Source organism: Hyphomonas sp. CY54-11-8 (assembly GCF_000682735.1).
GTDB lineage: Bacteria > Pseudomonadota > Alphaproteobacteria > Caulobacterales > Hyphomonadaceae > Hyphomonas.
Window position 1 is genome coordinate 43,940 of record NZ_AWFD01000001.1, and the last position, 20,204, is coordinate 64,143.

A 20,204-nucleotide genomic window follows, 5' to 3' on the forward strand; every position below is an offset into this window, starting at 1 on the left:
TACCGCTCCCTCAGTCTGCCGCCAAGCGCAAGGCTGCAGCCATGGCGAATGGCGCGACGGCCAGGGCGAACAGGGTGGAGGCCGCAAGGAACAAGGGCGCGCTTTCGCTGCCGGGGCCATGGGTCATGGAGAGCGCTCCGAAAATGGCTGTCGGCACATACAATGGCAGGGCGATGAGGCTGATCAACAGGCCGCCGCGCCGCACCGTCGCCGACAGGGCCGCGCCGACACCGCCCCAGAAGTAGAAGGCAAGCCCGCCGAGGGCGTAAAGTGCTGCGTTGCGCAGCAGGTCTGTCGAAGCCTCGGCCTGGAACATCAGTGCCAGCAGCGGGGAGAGCAGGGCCAGTGGCAGGCCCGCGGCCAGCCAGTGCGCGAACGTCTTCGCCCCCGCGATGGCAGAAGCAGGGGCCCCGGTCTGCAGCCAGAGGTCCAGCGCCCCGTCTTCGGTGTCCGCCTGGAAGATCCGCTCCAGCGTGACGAGGCTGGAGAGCGCGAGCGCCACCCAGAGAATGCCGGGTCCGACAGCACGCAGCGTCTGCGGGTCCGTCCCGATGCCGAGCGGGACCAGAACAGCGGCGCCCGCAAAAAAGCCGAGCGGCAGCAGCGCCCCAGCGCCGCCTGCCCAGGCCTCACCCAGTGCCTGCCGGAAGGCAGAGAGGATCGGAGCAGGCCTCACAACACGACCTCATTGGTCGGCACGAAGCCGGATTCGCCATGAATGGCCGCAATCATGCCGCCACCGGACTTCAGATGATCCTCGATCAGTTCCAGCACCAGGTCCCGGCCTTCGGCATCGAGCGCGGTATAGGGTTCGTCCAACATCCAGATCGGCCGCTTCTCCAGCAGAAGGCGGCCAAGGGCCGTGCGGCGACGCTGCCCGGCAGAGAGATAGCGGGCCGGCACATCAGCCGGGCGTTTCAGGCCCATTTGGACAAGCACTGAGTCCAGATCAGAATCCGAGCCCCAGGCCTTGGCCCAGAGTCCAAGATGTGTACGCGGGGTCTCGTGCGGCTTCAGGCCTTCGCGATGGGCGAACCAGTGATGCAGGCCGTTGCGGGTGACCTCGCCTGCTTCAGGCCGGGTCAGCCCGGCCAGAATGCGCAGCAGGGTCGTCTTGCCTGCGCCGTTCGAGCCGCGCAGGACGAGGCTCTCTCCCGGCGCCACCGATAGGCCGACGCCGGTAAACAGCACCCTTTCGCCCCGAATCATGCCGAGGCCATTGGCAGAGAGCAGGGGCTCCGTCACGCCGCGCCGCACCCGTTTCCGCGCCGGGAATGGCGCAAATGAAGGGAAAATGGCGCATGTGGGCCCATCAGGATCTCCTACCTGCCTGTTAGAACGCACGTTTTATCGGTTCAGGCGCTGCAGGATAGTCCCTTTGTCCCAATTGCGTCAGCGCCTCCAGCCTTATATGAGACGGGCACGCGCCGCCCATTCCGCCCGGCGGCCCCGGATTCACATCTTAGACGCGAGGTTCCCCTCCCATGCCGTCCCTCGACAGCTTTAATTCCAAACGCACGCTCACCGCTGGTGGCAAGACCTACACCTACTTCTCCATCGAGGCTGCCGCCGAGAACGGACTTGGCGATGTTTCCCGCCTTCCGGCCTCGCTGAAAGTGCTGCTGGAAAACATGCTGCGCTTCGAAGACGGCAAGACCGTCACCAAGGACGACATTCTCGCGTTCAAGAAATGGCTCGACAACAAGGGCAAGGATGATCACGAGATCGCCTACCGTCCGGCCCGCGTGCTGATGCAGGACTTCACCGGCGTTCCCGCCGTGGTCGACCTTGCCGCCATGCGCGACGCCGCCCAAAAGCTCGGCGCCTCGGCTGAAGCCATCAACCCGCAGGTCCCGGTGGATCTCGTCATCGACCACTCGGTCATGGTCGACAGCTTCGCCGGCCCGGACAGCTTCAAGAAAAACGTCGAAATCGAATACCAGCGCAACCAGGAGCGCTACGAGTTCCTGCGCTGGGGGTCGACCGCATTCAAGAATTTCCGCGTCGTGCCGCCCGGCACCGGCATCTGCCACCAGGTGAACCTTGAATATCTCGGCCAGACCGTCTGGACGAAGGAAGAAGACGGCGAAACCGTTGCTTACCCGGATACCTGCGTCGGCACCGACTCCCACACGACCATGATCAACGGCCTGTCCGTGCTCGGCTGGGGCGTCGGCGGGATCGAGGCTGAAGCCGCCATGCTCGGCCAGCCGGTCTCCATGCTGATCCCGGAAGTCATCGGCTTCCGCCTTGACGGCAAGATGGCCGAAGGCGCCACGGCAACCGACCTCGTGCTGACGGTCGTGCAGATGCTCCGCCAGAAGGGCGTTGTCGGCAAATTCGTCGAATTCTATGGCCCGGGCCTCTCGAACCTGACCCTCGAAGACCAGGCAACCATCTCCAACATGGCCCCGGAATACGGCGCGACCTGCGGCTTCTTCCCGGTCGACCATGACACGGTGAAATATCTCAGCAACACCGGTCGCGACGCGGACCGCGTTGCCCTTGTCGAAGCTTATGCCAGGGCACAGGGCTACTGGCGTCCGGAACAGGCCGAGCCGGTCTTCACCGACACGCTGGAACTGGACCTCAGCGCCGTTGTGCCGTCCATCTCCGGCCCGAAACGCCCGCAGGACCGCGTGCTCCTCTCCGAAGGCGACATCGCCTTCGCCGAAGCCATGTCGAAAGAATTCGGCAAGGCCTCTGACGCTGCTGAGCCGGTGAAAGTGGAAGGCGAAGACTACACCGTCACCCATGGTGACGTGTTCATCGCCGCCATCACATCCTGTACCAACACGTCGAACCCGTCCGTGCTGATCGCTGCCGGCCTCGTGGCGAAGAAGGCGAACGAACTGGGCCTGACCCGCAAACCTTGGGTGAAGACGTCGCTCGCGCCCGGATCGCAGGTCGTGACCGACTATCTCGACAAGGCCGGCCTGACCGATGACCTGAACGCGCTCGGCTTCAACCTCGTCGGCTATGGCTGCACAACCTGTATCGGCAACTCCGGCCCGCTGGATGCGCCGCTGGCGAAAGCCATCGCGGACGGCGACCTCGTGTCCTGCTCGGTGCTCTCGGGTAACCGGAACTTCGAAGGCCGGATCGGCCCGGACATCAAGGCGAACTATCTCGCTTCGCCGCCGCTGGTCGTCGCCTATGCCATCGCCGGCACGCTGCGCAAGAACCTGACCAAGGATCCGATCGGCACCGACAAGAATGGCAACGACGTCTACCTGAAAGACATCTGGCCGACCTCGCACGAGATTGCCGAGATCATGGCGAAGGCCGTGACGCCGGAAATGTTCGCCGAGCGTTATTCCGACGTCTTCAAGGGCGACGAACACTGGCAGGGTATCGAAGTTTCCGGCGGACAGACCTATAGCTGGCCGCCTGCCTCGACCTATGTCCAGAACCCGCCTTACTTCGAAGGCATGACCCTCGATGTGGACGCGCCGACGGACGTGAAAGACGCCCGGGTCCTCGCCGTCTTCGGCGACTCGATCACCACCGACCACATTTCGCCGGCCGGTTCGATCAAGGCGTCCAGCCCCGCAGGCATTTACTTGCAGGAGCATCAGGTGTCGGTCCTCGACTTCAACTCCTACGGCTCGCGCCGCGGCAACCATGAAGTCATGATGCGCGGCACCTTCGCCAACATCCGTATCAAGAACCAGATGGTGCCGGGCGTCGAAGGCGGCGTGACGGTCCACTATCCGGACGGCGAACAGATGGCGATCTACGATGCCGCCATGAAGTACGAAGCCGAAGGCACGCCGCTAGTGATCTTCGCCGGCGACCTCTACGGCAACGGCTCCTCGCGTGACTGGGCTGCCAAAGGCACCGTCCTGCTCGGCGTCCGCGCCGTGATCGCAGGCAGCTTCGAGCGGATCCACCGCTCCAACCTGATCGGTATGGGCGTCCTGCCGCTGGAGTTCGCAGAAGGCGAAAGCGCCAAGGCCCTTGGCCTGACCGGCAAGGAGCAGGTGACCATCGAAGGCATCAATGACATCAAGCCGCGCCAGTCGCTGGAAGTGAAGATCACCCGTGAAGACGGCACGACCTTCACCGCCAACACGGTGGTCCGCATCGATACCGAGAACGAGCTGGACTATTACCGCAATGGCGGCATCCTGCACTACGTGCTGCGTAACCTGGCCCGCGGCGCTGCCTGAGACCGCTGACCGGAACATAACAGTCAAAACCCCCGCAGCAGGCGCTGCGGGGGTTTTTTGCAGCCCTCACACCGGTGTGATTGTGTTGTCAGCGCATGGGTGATCTATACAGGAACCGTCATGAAACGCCTGCTCGCAGCCCTTTTTGTCTTGTCTCCTGTCGCCGCACCCGCCGCCATGGCGGAGTCGCCGACCCTGATCGAACTGTTCGCATCCCAGAATTGCCGGGCCTGCCCGAAGGCGCATGCGACCTTGAGCGAGGTCGATGCGGCACGTGACGATGTCCTGATCCTGACCTGGTCGGTGGACTATTGGGACTATCTCGGCGGCAAGGACCCGATGGCCATGGGCGAGTCCAAGGAACGCCAGCGCGCCTATGTCGACCGGTTCAAACTGCGCGGGCCCTACACGCCGCAAACCGTATACAACGGCGTTGAGCAATGCCCCGGCAACAAGCCCAGCAAGGTGGACGCGGCCATTTCCAAGGCCCGCAAGGAAACACCGGAAGGCGTGAAGCTCGTCCGCAAGGGCGATGGTGTGGAGCTGAGCGGCAAGGCCAATGGGCTGACCGACATTTGGTATGTCGACTATCTGGATGGCGCTGACAACACGACCGACATGGTTCATCCGGTGACGCAGGTCACCGCACTTGGTCCCTGGCTCGGTGGCCGCACGCAGATCACGCTGCCGGCGTGCGCTTCGCATTGCGCCGTGATTGTGCAGGAAGCCGGCTTCGGCCCGGTGCTCGCCACGATGCCGCTGGACCCGCCACCGGGCCAGTAGGATGGGACAGTAGGCCTACTGCGCCTCTTCCGGCGTCTCCGGCACGGCAATTTCCGGCGGGCGGACGATTGAGCTGACGAGCGGTGTGAAATCGTTCCAGTCGTATTCGGATAATTCGAACGCCCAGCCTGTGGCCTTGTCATTGATCGTGCTGCCACGATGCGCGCCTTCGCCCGCCTCGACCGCCCGGAGTGTGACGAAGAAGCCGTCCGGTTCACGATAGGCTTCCACTTCCACTTCCAGCCCATCATGCGTCTCCGTGATGTGACGGCCCACGGATTTGGTCATGAGGTCCGCGGCAGGCTTTACCCCGATCGCCTGGAAGCGGCTGAGCGCCAGTGCGGGCGTGGAGGCGGCGAGCCGGCTGATCAGCCGGAAATCCTGATAGGGCGGGCCCGGACGGAAGCTGCGGTCGCTCGTGCCCACGGCGCGCTGCAAGTAAAGGCTCTCGCCATACCGGTCGAACAGGCGGACGGCCGAGACGGCATCCGGGCTGATGTCGAGAATGTCGAGGTCCAGCCAGGCATCCGCATTGTAGAGCGGCGGCAGGTCGCCGCTGACCTGATAGGCCTGCATTTCGTCCGGCCGTCGGGCATAGAGATGCTCGCCCTTGCGGCCGGTGATGATGGCGGCAGTGACCTCGCCATCGCCATTTGCCAACTCGATCAGGGCGCCGGTGCCACCTTCGCGCGGATCGCCAAGACCAACGCGGTTCAGCTTGCCCGGATCGCGCGTGCGTGCTTCGCCCCAGGTTAGTTCGCCAAGGCCGGTGGCAAGGTCCGCCAGCCGGTCGGCGCGGACGGGATAGCCATGCGTGCCTTCGAGCGTCCAGCCATCGACACTGTTCAGCAGACGGTAGGATTCGTCGGCCAGCGTCACGCGGATTTCTGCGGCTTCGGCGCGGATTTCGGCAAAGTCCGGCAAGACGGGCTGTCCGGTCCGCCCGGTCTGGGCGGGCCCGCCCTTGAAATCGAGATTCACGAGCACGGCCAGAAGCGCCAGCACGGCGGCGGCCGCACCGAGGATTTGCAGGCGTTTGCGGCGCTCGCGCTGGCGCAGTTCGGTCATGACTCCCTCCGCGCGCGCACTTGCTGGCGGCGCCAGACAAGCAGGCCGGCCAGCGCGATCAGGATCGGCCCGCCCCAGATATTGATCGCCTTCAGCGTGGCCTCCATCCGGTCGATATCGCGCCGGTAGTCGCGTTCGATCGTGCGGAGTTCCCCTCGCAGGGAAACGATCCGCTCGCGCAGCTGAGCGAGTTCGGTACGTTCGTCATCGGTCAGGTCAGCGGAGTCGTCGCCTTCGAAGAAGCCGTCGGTGGAGCCGATGGCCTGCAACTCTTCCAGCCGCCCCTGTGCTTCGTTGAGGCTCGCTTCCAGTTCGGCCTGTTGGCGGAAATACTTCGCTTCAGCGGTGGCGCGCATGTCATCGATCCGTTTCATGGGCCGCAGGCTCGGCGCGCGGGACCGAAGCCGCGAAAGCTCGCCGCCGCCGGCCAGTGCATCCAGCGCGTTCAGCACCAGCGCGCCATTGTCCGCCACCACAATGTCCCGACCCGGCACGATGTAGAAATCGTCCGCGATGAAGTCGACGTCGGCGATGAAGACAAGCTCGGCGTCTGTTTCGCTGGCGGAGATATGGGGCGGTGCATTGGCGGCATCGGCTCGGGCAATTTCTGCCATGACGGGGTCGGACGGCTCGTCCAATGCCGGGGCACCGGCCGGGAAAGCCGTTGCCAGATGCCCGGAAAGTCGCGCGGCCAGCACCAGCGGGCCGGGCTGCGTCTGATAGGATTTCAGCGTGTCTGACGGGGTGATATCGCGCACGGCTTTTTCGGCGTCGATGTAAGAGGGGCTGGGGCCTGTCTCGATCAGCGGAGAGAAAGTCATGGAGGTTGGTAGTTCCGAGACGACCAGTGCGCCGGGCGCGCCGAAGTTCACCACGCGCGTCAGGTCTGCCGTGATCAGATCGTCCTGATTCATGTCGCCGGCTGGTGCGCCAATGAACAGGGGATGGGCCTGTTCCTCGATCCGTCCGTCGCCGGTGTCGACCGGCACAGGCAAGGCCCCGGCCGCATCGGCCACCGCATCATGCGACAGGGTGATGCCCCAGGATTCGCCGAGCTTGCCGAGATCGGAGCGTGCTTCGGCGTCCGACATGTCGAACAGGCCCTGTCCGACAGCGGTCTTCGCCGCGGGATCGACGAGGAAGACCGCCCGGCCCTTGCGCAGAACGAACTGGTCGATCAGCCATTCCTGACGGTCTGACAGGGGCGGCGGATGCGCTACGAGCAGCACGTCGAGATCGGCAGGCAGGGACTGGAACTGGTCCGAAATCGGAACGATCTCGAAGGACCGGTCGATATCCGCCAGCAACGTATAGCCACCCTGTCCGCCCGGCGCAGACATACCCGGCAGCGTTGTCAGGATGCCGACGCGCGGCGGATCCGGATCGTCCAGCCGGGAGATCATGCGCGTCAGATCATATTCAAGCGACACTTCGCGTTCCGGTGCCAGGAACGGGATCACGCGCTGGTCATCGATCGTGTTGTGCCCGATGATGCCGAAATAGAGCGGATCGTCGCCATTCGTGTCGATGGCGGTGATGCCTGCCGCAAGCGCTTCGTCCTCGGCAGGGGAGAAGGGGGTCGGGTCGATCTCCCGCACGCGGACATATCCGCCGGACTGGGACTCATAGGCTTTCAGCAATTCCCGCACGCGGGCGGCGTAGGCGCGGACGGAGGGATAATCCTGCGCGACGCTGCGCGAATAGACGAGCGTCACGTCCACCGGCTCGGTAATGTCCGACAGTTTCTCCCGCGTCGCCTTCGACAGCGAGTAGAGATGGTTCTCGGTAAAATCGATCTGCGCGCCGGTCAGCACTTTCTGCGCCAGCAGGTTTCCGGCCACGAAAATAACAGTGACCAGCGCCGTTGCGATCAGGAGGTAGTGCTTCGACTTCATCTCAGCCGAGCCTCTGCCGTGCGGCCCAGAGGCCGTTGAGGATGGACCAGAAGGCGGTGAAGCCGAGGAAGAACATGACCGAGCGGAGTTCGAGCACGCCGCGCTGGGCGCCTTCGAACTGCGTCAGGAACGAGAATTGGGCGACAAGGTCGGCAAAGCCGGTCCCGAACACGGCCTTCACGGTGGAGAGTACCAGCGGCCAGCCTGCGGCCGTGAAGGCGAAGGCGATCAGGACGCTGATGACGAAGGCCGTCACCTGGCTGCCTGTCAGCGCCGAAACGGCTGACCCAATGGAAAGATAGGCGCCCGCCATCAGGAAGCTCACCAGATAGGTCAGCGCAATGGCCGTATTGTCCGGCCCTCCAAGGTAATTCACGGTGATCCACATCGGAAAGGTCAGCAGCAGGCCGACGCCCGCCACCGTCCACGCTGCACACAGTTTGCCGAGCACCAGGCCCGGCATACCGAGCGGCAGCGACAGCAGGAGTTCGTCCGTGCCCGCGCCCTGTTCATCCGCCCAGAGGCGCATGGCGAGCGCCGGCAGGAAGATCATGTAGAGCCACGGGTGCCAGACGAAGAAGGTTGCAAGGTCGGCAGTACCAGTGTCGAAAAACCCGCCCGCTTCCCAGGTGAACACGCCAAGGGCGAGCAGGAACACCGCAAGAAAGACATAGGCCATGGGCGTGGCGAAATAGGCGCCAAGCTCCCGCCGGTAGGTCGCGCCGAAGCCGCCCATCTGCTGGCGAAGGAACTCCATCATCTTGCGTTCGCCTCGGCCTGGTCGGTCAGGCGCATGAAGGCGCCTTCCAGCGATCCGTCATCGGATTTCTTCGCCAAGTCCGCCGGTGTGCCGTCGGCGACCACGCGGCCCCGGTCGATCACGATGGCCCGCGTGCACAAGGCGGGCACTTCGGTCAGCGTATGGGTCGAGATCAGGATCGCCTTGGTTGGCGCCATGCGGGCGATGAGGGCCCGCACGGCGCGCTTCTGGTTCGGGTCGAGGCCGTCGGTCGGCTCGTCCAGCAAGAGGACCGGCGGGTCGTGCAGAATCGCCCCGGCAAGCCCTACCCTGCGGCGATAGCCCTTGGAGAGCGATCCGATCCGCTGGCCCGCGACGGTCGTGATGCGGGCATCGGCAATGGCGCGCTCGACGGCATCCTTGCGTTTCGTCCGGTCGATCTTCCGGGCGGCGGCCATGAAGTTCAGGAATTCCGGCGGCGTCATGTCTTCGTAGAGCGGCGCGCCTTCGGGCAGGTAGCCGAGGGCCGCCTGCGCCTGCCGGCGGTGGGAGACGATGGACTTGCCATCGATCAGCGCATCGCCCGCATCCGGCTCCAGCACACCGGCGATCATCCGCATGGTCGTGGACTTGCCCGCGCCATTGGGCCCCAGAAAGCCGAGCACCGTGCCTTTCTCGAGCGTGAAGGATACGCCCTGCACGGCGCGCTTGGCGCCAAAGCTTTTTTCCAGACTGCGAATGTCGAGCATTCTCTGGTTCAGACGCCTCTTATCATGAGAGATTCTGATACCGTCCTTGGCCGCATCTGGCCAGAGTCCGGAAAATTACGCTGTCAGTAAGGTTGGGTTACGCCGCGAAGCGTTTCACCTCGTCCAGAACTGCAGTAGCGGCGGCTTCGACGATCTTCTGGCCGTCTTCCGCGCTCGACTGGGTCGGGTCTGACCCGATGCGGCCATCCGGAAAGTCGCGGCGGTACTGGACCGCGTCGCCGATCTTGCCGTTTGGCGCGATTTTCGGGCTCATCTCGACTTCCGGCCGCGCGCGGTCCGGATAGCCGAAATAGGTCACCGACACTTCGGACGCCGTCGCGTGGCTGCCATGGCCGACGGGATAGAGCTCATTGCAGAGCTTCATGACCGGCGAGAAATCCCACCAGTTGCGCAGTTTCAACGTCAGGCCGGGGCGGTTGTCGGCGCCGCGCGGGTCAAAGCTGCGCCGCGCATGGATCTCGGAGAAGGCCGCTTCGATGGTTGCGACGTTCCCGCCATGGCCGTTCAGCCAGTAGATCCGCTCGAAGCCGTGGCGCATCAGGCTTTCGGTCCAGTCCGCCATGGCCGCGATCATCGTGGTCGGGCGCAACGTGATCGTGCCGGGAAAGCCGAGGTGATGCTGGGCGCAGCCGACCGAGAAGGTCGGGCCGACCAGAAGGTCATGCGGCGCCTGCGCTTCTGCATGGCGGGCGATGATCTCCGGGCAGAGCGCATCGGTGCCGATAAAGCCGTTTGGCCCGTGCTGTTCCATCGAGCCGATGGGGATCAGGATGGTGCGCGATTTCTGCAGCCAGGCTTCGATATCCTGCCAGGTGGAGACGGGAAGCAGCATGGGATCTGTCCTCTTTTCAGGCCTTCCGGGGCGCGAGCCGTCGCGTGATGTGGCCCATCTTGCGGCCGGGGCGGGCTTCGTGCTTGCCATAAAGGGTCAGCACGTCGCCGGGGGCAAGGCTGGCCGGATCGACATTGCCTGCCTCGCCGATCAGGTTTTCCATCTCGGCGTCGAACAGCCGGCGCGTATCGCCCAGCGGCCAGCCGCAGATGGCGCGGATATGCTGTTCGAACTGGCCAGTCTGGCAGGCTTCCGGCGTCCAGTGGCCGGAATTGTGGACGCGCGGCGCAAATTCGTTCGCTAGCAGGCTACCATCCGGCAGCACGAACAGTTCCAGCGCCAGCACGCCGACATGACCCAGCGCATCGACCAGCGCGATGGCCTTCTCCCGTGCGGCCTGTTCCACGGCAATCGGCAAGCCGGAGGGGACGGTGGAGGTCGAAAGGATGCCATCCTTGTGTACATTGTGCGGCGGCGCCCAGGTCGCCGTCTTGCCAAGGCTGGAGCGGGCGACGATGACGGAGATTTCGCGCTCAAACGGAACAGGCGCTTCCAGCACGCAGGGCGCGGCGCCGACATCGGCCCAGGCGGCGGCGATGTCATCGACTGAGCGGATCCAGGCCTGGCCCTTGCCATCATAGCCGTCGCGGCGGGTCTTCAGCAGTCCGGTTCCGCCAAGCTCCGGCAGGGCCTTGGCAATGTCCTGATCCGAATTGATCACACGATAGTCCGCCGTGGCGATGCCGATATCGTTCAGGAAGGCCTTCTCCTCGGCCCGGTCCTGCGAGACGGCGAGCGACTTTGCGCCGGGATAAAGGTGGTGGCCCGTCGCCTCGATGACGTCGGCGGCGATGACGGGGATGTTCTCGAATTCCAGCGTGATGACGGCGCAGGCCTTTGCGAACTCGGCCAGTAGTGCCTTGTTATCATAGGCACCTTTCCAGTGATGGCGAGCAACGCGTGCGGCGGGTGGATCGTCTTCCGGGCAATAGATGTCGACATCGAAGCCCAGCCGCTGCGCGGCATTCGCCAGCATGCGGCCCAGCTGGCCGCCGCCGAGGATCCCGATAACGCTGCCTGGCGCGACAGATGTCATCCCTCAGGCGTCTCCCCGACCCCATCGGTCTGCGCCTGACGGTAAGCATCGAGCTTGGCGGCAACGGCATCGTCTTCCAGCGCCACGATGGAGGCGGCCATGATACCGGCATTTACGGCGCCGGCCTCACCGATGGCGAGGGTGCCGACAGGTACGCCGCGCGGCATCTGGACAATCGAGAGCAGGCTGTCGAGGCCGGACAGGGTTTTCGACTGAACCGGAACGCCAAGAACGGGCAGGGGGGTCATCGAGGCGGCCATGCCGGGCAGGTGGGCTGCGCCGCCGGCGCCCGCGATGATCACTTTCAGGCCTCTTGCCTTTGCGCCCTTGGCATAGCTCACCAGCCTGTCGGGCGTCCTGTGAGCCGAGACAATCCGGGCTTCATAGGTGACGCCGAGTTCGCCCAGAAGGCGAGCGGCTTCCTTCATCACCGGCCAGTCCGACTGACTGCCCATGATGATGCCGACCTTGGGGGATTCGCTTGTTGCCATGGCATCCTCGCTGGCGGAAAGCGCGCACCATATGCAGGCGGCTTGCCTCGTCAACTGCCGCCTGCTGGGTGAACTCGCTCCACAAGGGGCCTGACTGCACGTATCGTCAGGAAATGGCAGATGATGGCTTCCATGTGCAGGCAGACCGGCGGCGGGCGCTGATCGACATCCTCGGTGTCGATCTGGACAGCACGGACCGGCAAACACGCGCCGCCATCGAGGCGCTGTGCGATGAGGTCATTTCGCTACGCGAGGAGCTGGCCAGCGCCCGCAAGGCCCTGTCGGAGGCCGAATTGCTGGCCGACCATGATACCCTCTGCCCGATGTTCAACCGCCGCGCCTTCGAGCGCGAAGTCCGCCGCGAGATCGCGCTGGCAAGCCGTTTCGGCACGCCGCTCAGCCTGATTTTCACCGATCTCGACCATTTCAAGCCGGTGAACGACATTTTCGGCCACGCCACAGGCGATGCAGTCCTGCTGAAAGTGTCGGAGATCCTGCTCAGCCTGACGCGCGATACAGACATTGTCGGCCGGCTCGGCGGAGACGAGTTCGGCATCGTGCTGTCACAAGCGACTCTGGCCGATTCGGAACGCAAGGCTGCCCAGTTGACCGAGCGGATCGATGCCCTGACGGTGCGCGGCGCTGACGATGCGCCGGACCGGAGTTTGCGCATTGGGGCATCCTGCGGCGTGGTGGCCTGGCAGCCCGGAGAAGATGCCGGGCACCTGATTGCACGGGCCGATCAGGCTATGTTTGCGCAAAAAGCGAACAGAAAAAGCGGGCGTTCTGCCCGCGGTTGAAGCGGAGACTGATTCTGAAGGAGGATTCATTTGAGATCAGGGTGACGAAGGGCCAACCTTATGCTTAAGTGTTGCTGTTAAGACACAGCCACTTAACATGCAGAAGGAGACGAATATGTCGCTACAGGGCCGGAAAAGTGAGCTCGCCAACAAGCACCGCCAGCTGGACCAGATCATCGAAGAAGAAGAAAAACGCCCGGCTGCCGACACCCTTCGCCTCAAAGACCTCAAGCGACAGAAACTCAAGATTAAAGAAGAGCTGCGATGGCTTGAAGCCAGCTAACGGCTGAACGGACCAGAGTCCTTTCGCCGGCAAATGCAGCAGGCGAAAGGACGGGTTCCATGCGGGACATTTTTGATCAGGACAAATCTCTGAGCCTCGGCGCGATCCGCCAGGCCGCAGGTATATTCAACCTGCTTCTGGCCGCCCTGGTCTTGCTGGCCGTGTTGCGCGGCCTCGGCCTCTTGTTCACCGGCCATTTCGTCGGTGCTTTTCTGGAAACCCTGGGCGCCTTCGCTGTGCTCGGCTTCCTCTTCCTTGTCGTGCGCCTGTTGACCGAGCTGCTCGCGGCGCTTCATCGTCTGAACGACCGGCTGACCGTCCTCGGTGACGATCTGCGGTCTGTCCGCAGCGCGGACGAGGACTGATCGCCGTGGGATCACCCGTCACCGCCATTCTGGGCCTTGGCCGCGAGGTCGGCGATGCGGTTGCGCGCCGCTTCCATGAACTTGGCCACAATGTGCTGGCTGCCGATTCCAGCGGCGACCGCCTGCTGACGGCCCAGAATGCGATGCCGGAGAAAGTGCTCCTGCATCTGGGAGACCTGCACACGAAGCTTGGCCTGCGCAATGCCGTGGCTGCGGCGGTGGAAGGTTTCGGCCGGATCGACAATCTGATCGTCATCCCCAGTATCGAAGATCCCGATTCCATTCACGACTTCTCTCAGGAGAAGTTCGACAAGGCGCTGGCCAAGACGGTCCGAGGCGCCGCTCAATGTCTGAAAGTCTTCTCCGAGCGGATCGAGGAACAGGCCGACCTGCCGACTTCCGGCGCAGAGCGCATCCGCCAGCGCGGCACGGTTACTTTCGTTCTGTCCTATTCTGCGCTGGCGACGATGCCGGGCCGCTTCACTGAATCCGTGACGCAGGCCGGTGTGCTGGGCGTGATGCGGGCCGGGTCGCTGGACCTTGCCGAGGCAGGCATCCGCGTGAACGCGATCGTTGCGATCCGTCCGCGGGAGGAGAAAATGGAAACATGGACGGGCAAGCGCACACCCCTTGGCCGGGCGGCGCTGGCCGATGAGATCGCTGATTCGGCTGCCTTCCTGGCATCGCCGGAAGCGGCCATCATTACCGGCGAGGTGTTGCGTCTCGATGGGGGACGCTCGGGCCTCGCCGGCATTCTGGACTGATCAGGCGTTTGATCAGGCGGGCATCAGGCCCGACATGCCGCCGTCTTCTGCTGTTGCCTTCCAAGCGGCAACCGATTCCAGCGACCATTCCGTCGACAGGATGGAGGACACCTTCTTATATTCCGCATGCGCCGTATCCGGCGTCAGGGTCATGACGATATAGCCGTGACCGAACGGATCGTACCAGTCGACTTCCTTGTTGGCATCTGCCAACAGCTCGCCGAGATTCGGGACATCCTTGACGACAGAGCCCATGCCCGGCGAGGTGATCGAGGTGCAGCCGAACTCCACGCCGCGCTGATCGCCCTTGGCATCATACAGCGTGTTGGCCCAGGCCGTGTGCGTGTCGCCGGTCACGGTGACGAGGCGCGCGCCGGTCTTCTCGGCTGAAGCATAGAGGCGTTCTCGGGCGGCCGGGAAACCGTCCCAGGCATCGAGGTTGAACGGCAGGCCGAGGGCGGAGAAGCCGACCATGCCTTCGACATAGGGGCTGTCCTGTGCGGCGATCTGTTCCGGCGTCAGAACTTCGCCCATGTTCGGCAGGGCGACCTTGGCCATGATCACCTGATTGGCCAGCACCTGCCAGGTCTTGCCGGCGGAGACGGACTTGCCAAGCTCGCCTTCCAGCCAGACTTCCTGTTCGGCGCCGAGCATCGTGCGGGCAGGATCATTGACTTCGGCCACTTTCGCCTCGATGCGGGCCATCATTTCTTCCTGAGACGGATTACCGGCGAGGACGGAATACCATTCAAGCTCCGGCGACCGGCCGGTCAGGCGGGACTCCAGCGCGTGGACGGTGGCGACGTCGCCGAATTCGAAGCTGCGCCAGACGGCAGAGGTGATCTTGCCGGGCTCCGGCTCGCGCACCGGGATCCATTCGAAATAGGCCTGGATAGCGGCCATCTTCCGGTCAGACCAGCTGCCTTCATTGTTTTCCGGATTATGGTTCTGTGCGCCCGTACGGTAGGAATCATTCGCGCTTTCATGGTCGTCCCAGGTGCAGATCCACGGGGCCGCCGCATGGGCAGCCTGCAGGTTCGGGTCGGACTTGTACTGGGCATGGCGCAGGCGGTAGTCGGCCAACGTGATACATTCCGTCACCGGATCATGCAGGCGGCCGAGCTTTTCGGCCACTTCGCTGCCATAGCCGTCGATGCCGTATTCATAAATATAGTCGCCCAGGTGCAGGATCACGTCGAGGTCTGGCTCTTCCGACAGGGCCTTGTAGGCATTGAACTGGCCGAACTGCCAGTTGGAGCAGGAGATGACGATCATCTTCACCGGTGCGTCGCCTGAAGCGGCCGTCGTGCGCGTGCGCCCGGTGGGGGAGGCGACATCGCCGCCTTCTGTCAGGGCGGTGAATTTGTAGGTGTAGGTGGTGGCAGGCTTCAGGCCTTTCGCGTCGGCCTTGACGCAGAAGTCATGCGCGGCATCTGCGCTCAGCATGCCGGAGGCCACGAGGGCGCCGTCCTGGCCGAACACTTCGTATTTCACCGGGATCGCCCCGTCGCCGGACTTCGGCGTCACGCGCGTCCACAGGATGACGCGGTCGGTCAGCGGGTCACCGGAGGCGACACCGTGGAGGAATTCCACCTCGCCGGCGTAACCGGACGGGCCGGTCTTGGCAGCGGAGGTCGCGCAAGCAGCAAGGCTGAGTGTTCCTGTGGCGGCAGCACCAAGCAGGCCGCGGCGTGTGACGTTTGTCATGGGATATCCTCCAACTGGGCGGGGCCGGTCTAGCGCCGGTTCGAGACAATAGCATGACGCGCGCCTCCGCTTTCGTCTATAAGCCGCGCGATGACCCGCCCGATCCACCGACTGACCTTCACCGCCGCCCCGGATGATGCCGGCAAACGGCTCGATGTTTTCCTCGCCGCTGCGGCGGAGGACCTGTCGCGTTCGCGCCTGAAAGCCCTGATCCTGGAGGGGGCGGTCACGATGGACGGCGCGGCCGAGACCAATCCGAAAAAGCCGGTCATTGCTGGGGCCGAATACGCGGTCGCCGTGCCGGAACCGGTGGCGGCAGAGCCCGAGCCACAGGACATCCCGCTCGACGTGCTGTTTGAGGACGAGTATCTGATCGTCATCAACAAGCCGTCCGGCATGGCCGTGCACCCGGCGCCCGGCAGCCCGGACGGGACGCTGGTCAATGCGCTGCTCCATCATTGCAAGGGCCAGCTTTCCGGCATTGGCGGGGTGGAGCGGCCGGGCATCGTGCACCGGATCGACAAGCTGACGACCGGCGTGCTGGTCGCTGCCAAGACGGAACAGGCCCATCAGGGCCTTTCGGCGCTTTTCAGCTCGCATGATATCGAACGCGCCTACCTCGCCGTCACGCGCGGCGCCCCCCGGCCTTCGCAGGGGACCGTGGACGAGCATATCGCCCGCTCCAGCGGGGACCGGAAGAAGATGGCCGTGGTCAAGAATCCGGAGGCCGGGTTCGGGCGCCATGCGGTGACGCACTACAAGACGCTGGAAACCTTCGGCATCCGAGAGAAGGGCACGAATTTCCCGTCAGCCGCGCTCGTCGAGTGCCGTCTGGAAACCGGGCGCACCCACCAGATCCGTGTGCACATGGCGCATATCGGTACGCCTCTGGTCGGCGATCCGGTCTATGGCCGCCACAAGGGCGTCTCGGCGCTGGGCTCAGGGCCGGGGCGCGATGCCGGCTTCGATGCGGCGCGCGCCTTTCCGCGTCAGGCGCTGCATGCCGCCGTGCTCGGCTTCGTGCATCCCATAACGAAAGAGGCACTCCGGTTCGAAGCGCCTCTGCCTGAGGATATGAGCGATCTGATCGCGGCGCTGCAGCGCCTTCCCAAAAAGGTTTAGTGGCGAAAACAGTCTAGTTTTCGGCCATCTCCTGTCCGGCCGCGGCTTCGGTCGTGACCAATGGTTCGAAGCGTAGCTTTTTCGCCGTCAGGGTCACATCGCCGATCTTCTTGGAATCGGCGGCGATCTTGATTGGCACCGATGCGCCATTGTCCAGTGGGGCGAGCCACATGCGCAATGGGCCGTCGATGCCGGTCAGATTGTCATTGTCGGCTTCGCCCTTCTTGTAGCCGGCGATCTTGTCCATGGTGACATGGCACTCGATGGCTTCGCCGGTCCAGACAGGCGTGTCGACGCGTTTCGTGCCGGCATTTTTGAGGTGCAGATAGGTCAGCTGCCGTCCGTCGAAGATACGGATCGGACCGCCGCAGGGGTCTGCGCCAGGCGCCCGCGGCTCCAGCGCGAACGTGATCAGCGCCGTGATCGGATCGTTCGTCTTCAGCACCTGTTCCGTTGTGGCCGCCGGATCACCAAGGTTCCCGAACACCGGATTGGCATTCATGGTGAAATCCGTATCGGTGATTTCCATCTCCACCTTGCGGTTCTTTTTCCCGTCCTTGTTCTGCGAGACATAGGTGCGGGTCTTCAGCTCATTGTTGCGGGTTTCGCCTTCGGCATGGATGTTCATGTCATAATTGACGAACCAGTCCGCGATGCCGGTGACCTTCACGCGCGAGTCGATCGTGTAGGTATCGGGCTGCAGGTCGGTCGTGAACGTGGCCCGGCCGGTGGCCGGAATGAAGAAGATGTAGGCCTTGGCCTGCAGCTCGTATTCCATACGCGTCGGCGTGCCGGCCTTCACATTGGTCAGGATGGCGCCCGAAGCGTTCTTCGGGGCAGGCGATTTGTCGGCGCCGGCCTGGCCTGCCGTGGCCCATCCCGCCATGGCGAGCCCGGTCAGGGCCAGTGTGGCGGCGGAAGCAAGGAAGATCGAACGTTTCATCATCTGAACTGTACCGTTTCCTGACCGGCCGGGAGGGCTGGTCACTTTAGTTAAGCCATATATAGGCATCCGGTGCCAACGCTGCCTGAACAAGCCTGTCGTTTTCCCGCCTTAATCGGGCGGATTTGCGGTCAAACCTTGTGACAAGCAGTTACAGGCCCTGTGAACTGAGGATTCGCCGCACACCGGAGTTGACAGGCAGGCCTCAGGCGTTTTAACAGCGCGCCTTCGAGATAAGACCCATTTATTGGAGCGAGACCATGTCCCGCGAGTGTGAACTTACCGGCACCAAGCCGATGGTCGGCCACCGTGTCAGCCACTCCCAGATCAAGACGAAACGGATTTTCCGTCCGAACCTCGTGCGCGTCACGCTTCACTCCGAAGCGCTGAACCAGAACTTCCCGATGCGTATCACCGCCTCGGCTCTGCGCACCGTCGACAAGCTGGGTGGCCTCGACGGCTTCCTGGCCAAGGCCAAGGACGACACGCTGTCGGCCAAGGCTCTCAAGATCAAGCGCGATATCGCCAAAAAGGCAGTTGCCTGATATCTGCGCATATCTGCAGCAGAAATTGCAGAAACGGAACAGCGCGCCAGTTTTGGCGCGCTTTTCTTTTGCCCCTTGGAAAATCGCGTGGCAGGAGAAAGACCGCTGATCAACGGAGGTCTTAAATGTTGCGCTTTGCCAGTCTCGCCCTCGCCCTGACACTCGCTGCCTGCGGCGCAGGCCAATCGGCAGAGCCGGCAGACACGGTCCCCGCGCAGAAACTGACCGTCTTTACCGGCGGCACGATCTATACCGGAAATCCTGACCTTCCGACCGTCGATGCCGTCGTGGTCGGCGAGGATGGCCGCATCGTCGGCACTGCCCCGCCGCTCTCGGAGGACTGGGACGAGGCCGAGATCGATCTCGTCGATCTCAAGGGCAGCTTCATGTATCCGGGTTTCACGGATTCCCACGCCCACCTCATGGGGATTGGCCAACGTGAACTGAACCTCAGCCTGGAAGGCACCGCCTCCATCGCCGAACTGGTGACTCGGATCGAATCCGAACTGGTCGGCATGGAGCCGGGCGTGCTGCTGTTCGGCCGCGGCTGGATTGAGACCGGCTGGCCTGAAGGCCGCATGCCGTCGGCGGCAGACCTCGATGCCGTCAGCCCGGACAATCCGGTGATCCTCACCCGCGCAGACGGCCACGCCATGGTGGTGAACACCGCCGCAATGGAAGCGGCCGGCATCACCGATGAGACGGAAAGCCCGGACGGCGGCGCGATTGAACGCGACGCTGACGGCCATGCCACTGGTATGCTGATCGACAATGCCATGGGCCTGGTCGCGCCGCTGCGGACCAAGCCCGATGCCGCCGACAAGGCGCGGGCGCTGGAAACCGGCGCGAAAGTCTATGTCTCGCGCGGCTGGACCGGCGTGCAGAACATGAGCGTCGGTCCGGATGAAGCCCCGATCATGCTGGAACTGGCCGGGGAGGGGAAAATGCCCCTGCGCCTGTGGAACGCCTTTGATGCAACCGAGGAGGGCATGGCTCTCGCGGCGGCTCGGGAATACGAAGCGCCGACGATCACCAACAATGCCATCAAGCTCTACATGGACGGCGCGCTCGGCTCGCGCGGGGCCCAACTGATCAAGCCCTATTCCGACCGTCCGGATACGTCGGGCCTCTCCCTCATCACCGATGAAGACCTCGCCGACTTCATGAAGCGTGCCGACGAGTCGGGTATTCAAGTGGCCATCCATGCCATCGGCGACCTCGCCAACCAGCGCATTCTCGATATCTATGAAGCCGGCGGTTACCCGCCGGAGAAGCGCTGGCGCATCGAACACACGCAGATCCTCGCCCCGACGGATATCGCCCGCGTCGGTGCCCTCGGCCTGATCGCGTCCATGCAGCCGAGCCACGCCATTGGCGACCTGCATTTCGCCCCGTCCCGCCTCGGCATCGACCGTCTGGCTGGGGCCTATGCCTGGAAGGCGCTGATCGATGATGGCGCCGTTGTCGCGGGCGGCTCTGATGCGCCCGTGGAAGTCGGCTCGCCGCTGATCGAGTTCTATGCTGCGGTCGCCCGGAAAGACCTCAAAGGCTTCGAAGGCGAAGGCTGGCACCCGGAACAGAAGCTGACCCGCGAGCAGGCACTCGCCCTCTTCACCTCCTCGGCCGCTTACGCAGCCTTCCAGGAAGACGACCTCGGCACGATCGAGGCCGGCAAGCTCGCAGACTTCACCGTCTTCGACATCGACCTGATGACCGTTCCGGAAGCGGAAATCCTCGATGCCAAAACGGTCATGACTATCGTGGGCGGCAAGATCGTGTATGATGCCAGCTCGGCTGAGGGCCAGTAGGGGCACACTTCAAAGGAGAGG

Annotated in this window: 20 protein-coding genes; 9 read left to right on the forward strand and 11 right to left on the reverse strand. The window is 63.8% G+C overall.

Features of this window, described 5'->3' with window-relative positions; translation table 11 throughout:
- Window positions 1–10 precede the first annotated feature (10 nt).
- Together ccmB and ccmA are read right to left on the reverse strand one after the other, a co-directional pair.
- Window positions 11–676 carry a heme exporter protein CcmB gene (gene ccmB / locus HY17_RS00275; protein WP_034760948.1) on the reverse strand — a complete coding sequence of 222 codons (666 nt, stop codon included), beginning with the start codon at window positions 674–676 and terminating at the stop codon, window positions 11–13.
- Entirely contained in the window at window positions 673–1,245 is a 573-nt protein-coding gene (ccmA, locus tag HY17_RS00280; RefSeq protein ID WP_233348553.1) for a heme ABC exporter ATP-binding protein CcmA, read from the reverse strand. Before ccmA ends, ccmB begins: the two co-directional genes overlap by 4 nt.
- A 239-nt stretch (window positions 1,246–1,484) precedes the next feature.
- Between ccmA and acnA the strand changes: the two genes are divergently transcribed.
- Window positions 1,485–4,172 (forward strand): aconitate hydratase AcnA, encoded by a 2,688-nt coding sequence (acnA, locus tag HY17_RS00285; RefSeq protein WP_034760950.1) that lies wholly within the window; start codon window positions 1,485–1,487, stop codon window positions 4,170–4,172.
- A 120-nt stretch (window positions 4,173–4,292) separates the two neighbouring features.
- A complete protein-coding gene (locus HY17_RS00290; RefSeq protein WP_051599459.1) occupies window positions 4,293–4,955 on the forward strand; it encodes a DUF1223 domain-containing protein in 663 nt (220 codons plus the stop codon).
- 15 nt (window positions 4,956–4,970) lie between these two features.
- Here the strand turns inward: HY17_RS00290 and HY17_RS00295 are convergent, their stop codons facing one another.
- From HY17_RS00295 to purE, 7 genes are all read right to left on the reverse strand, one after another.
- On the reverse strand, window positions 4,971–6,023 hold the full coding sequence (locus HY17_RS00295; RefSeq protein ID WP_034760952.1) for a DUF4340 domain-containing protein: 1,053 nt from the start codon (window positions 6,021–6,023) through the stop codon (window positions 4,971–4,973).
- Window positions 6,020–7,918 (reverse strand): Gldg family protein, encoded by a 1,899-nt coding sequence (locus tag HY17_RS00300; protein WP_034760954.1) that lies wholly within the window; start codon window positions 7,916–7,918, stop codon window positions 6,020–6,022. Before HY17_RS00300 ends, HY17_RS00295 begins: the two co-directional genes overlap by 4 nt.
- Before the next feature lies 1 nt (window position 7,919).
- Window positions 7,920–8,678 carry an ABC transporter permease gene (locus HY17_RS00305; protein WP_233348555.1) on the reverse strand — a complete coding sequence of 253 codons (759 nt, stop codon included), beginning with the start codon at window positions 8,676–8,678 and terminating at the stop codon, window positions 7,920–7,922.
- Window positions 8,675–9,406 (reverse strand): ABC transporter ATP-binding protein, encoded by a 732-nt coding sequence (locus tag HY17_RS00310; protein ID WP_034760956.1) that lies wholly within the window; start codon window positions 9,404–9,406, stop codon window positions 8,675–8,677. Before HY17_RS00310 ends, HY17_RS00305 begins: the two co-directional genes overlap by 4 nt.
- A 97-nt stretch (window positions 9,407–9,503) precedes the next feature.
- Complete coding sequence (locus tag HY17_RS00315) at window positions 9,504–10,259, reverse strand: creatininase family protein (RefSeq protein ID WP_034760958.1); 756 nt, start codon at window positions 10,257–10,259, stop codon at window positions 9,504–9,506.
- Between the two features lie 16 nt (window positions 10,260–10,275).
- Window positions 10,276–11,355 carry a 5-(carboxyamino)imidazole ribonucleotide synthase gene (locus HY17_RS00320; RefSeq protein WP_034760960.1) on the reverse strand — a complete coding sequence of 360 codons (1,080 nt, stop codon included), beginning with the start codon at window positions 11,353–11,355 and terminating at the stop codon, window positions 10,276–10,278.
- Window positions 11,352–11,846 (reverse strand): 5-(carboxyamino)imidazole ribonucleotide mutase, encoded by a 495-nt coding sequence (gene purE / locus HY17_RS00325; protein ID WP_034760963.1) that lies wholly within the window; start codon window positions 11,844–11,846, stop codon window positions 11,352–11,354. Before purE ends, HY17_RS00320 begins: the two co-directional genes overlap by 4 nt.
- A gap of 113 nt (window positions 11,847–11,959) precedes the next feature.
- Between purE and HY17_RS00330 the strand changes: the two genes are divergently transcribed.
- From HY17_RS00330 to HY17_RS00345, 4 genes are all read left to right on the forward strand, one after another.
- On the forward strand, window positions 11,960–12,646 hold the full coding sequence (locus tag HY17_RS00330) for a GGDEF domain-containing protein (protein WP_051599461.1): 687 nt from the start codon (window positions 11,960–11,962) through the stop codon (window positions 12,644–12,646).
- 115 nt (window positions 12,647–12,761) lie between these two features.
- On the forward strand, window positions 12,762–12,929 hold the full coding sequence (locus HY17_RS00335) for a YdcH family protein (RefSeq protein WP_034762201.1): 168 nt from the start codon (window positions 12,762–12,764) through the stop codon (window positions 12,927–12,929).
- Window positions 12,930–12,988: 59 nt separating this feature from the next.
- A complete protein-coding gene (locus HY17_RS00340; RefSeq protein ID WP_034760965.1) occupies window positions 12,989–13,294 on the forward strand; it encodes a hypothetical protein in 306 nt (101 codons plus the stop codon).
- A 5-nt stretch (window positions 13,295–13,299) separates the two neighbouring features.
- On the forward strand, window positions 13,300–14,058 hold the full coding sequence (locus HY17_RS00345) for an SDR family NAD(P)-dependent oxidoreductase (protein ID WP_034760967.1): 759 nt from the start codon (window positions 13,300–13,302) through the stop codon (window positions 14,056–14,058).
- A 12-nt stretch (window positions 14,059–14,070) separates the two neighbouring features.
- Here the strand turns inward: HY17_RS00345 and HY17_RS00350 are convergent, their stop codons facing one another.
- On the reverse strand, window positions 14,071–15,765 hold the full coding sequence (locus HY17_RS00350) for an alkaline phosphatase (protein ID WP_034760969.1): 1,695 nt from the start codon (window positions 15,763–15,765) through the stop codon (window positions 14,071–14,073).
- A gap of 90 nt (window positions 15,766–15,855) precedes the next feature.
- Here HY17_RS00350 and HY17_RS00355 point away from each other — a divergent pair, with 90 nt between their 5' ends.
- Window positions 15,856–16,887, forward strand: a complete 1,032-nt coding sequence (locus HY17_RS00355) for an RluA family pseudouridine synthase (protein WP_034760971.1) — start codon at window positions 15,856–15,858, stop codon at window positions 16,885–16,887.
- Between the two features lie 13 nt (window positions 16,888–16,900).
- On the opposite strand, the gene HY17_RS00360 is transcribed toward HY17_RS00355, so the two are convergent.
- Entirely contained in the window at window positions 16,901–17,833 is a 933-nt protein-coding gene (locus HY17_RS00360; protein WP_233348557.1) for a DUF3108 domain-containing protein, read from the reverse strand.
- A gap of 257 nt (window positions 17,834–18,090) precedes the next feature.
- Here HY17_RS00360 and rpmB point away from each other — a divergent pair, with 257 nt between their 5' ends.
- Window positions 18,091–18,375, forward strand: a complete 285-nt coding sequence (gene rpmB / locus HY17_RS00365; RefSeq protein WP_034760974.1) for a 50S ribosomal protein L28 — start codon at window positions 18,091–18,093, stop codon at window positions 18,373–18,375.
- 125 nt (window positions 18,376–18,500) lie between these two features.
- Window positions 18,501–20,183: an amidohydrolase gene (locus HY17_RS00370; RefSeq protein WP_034760976.1), complete on the forward strand. Its 1,683-nt coding sequence runs from the start codon at window positions 18,501–18,503 to the stop codon at window positions 20,181–20,183.
- Window positions 20,184–20,204: the final 21 nt, after the last annotated feature.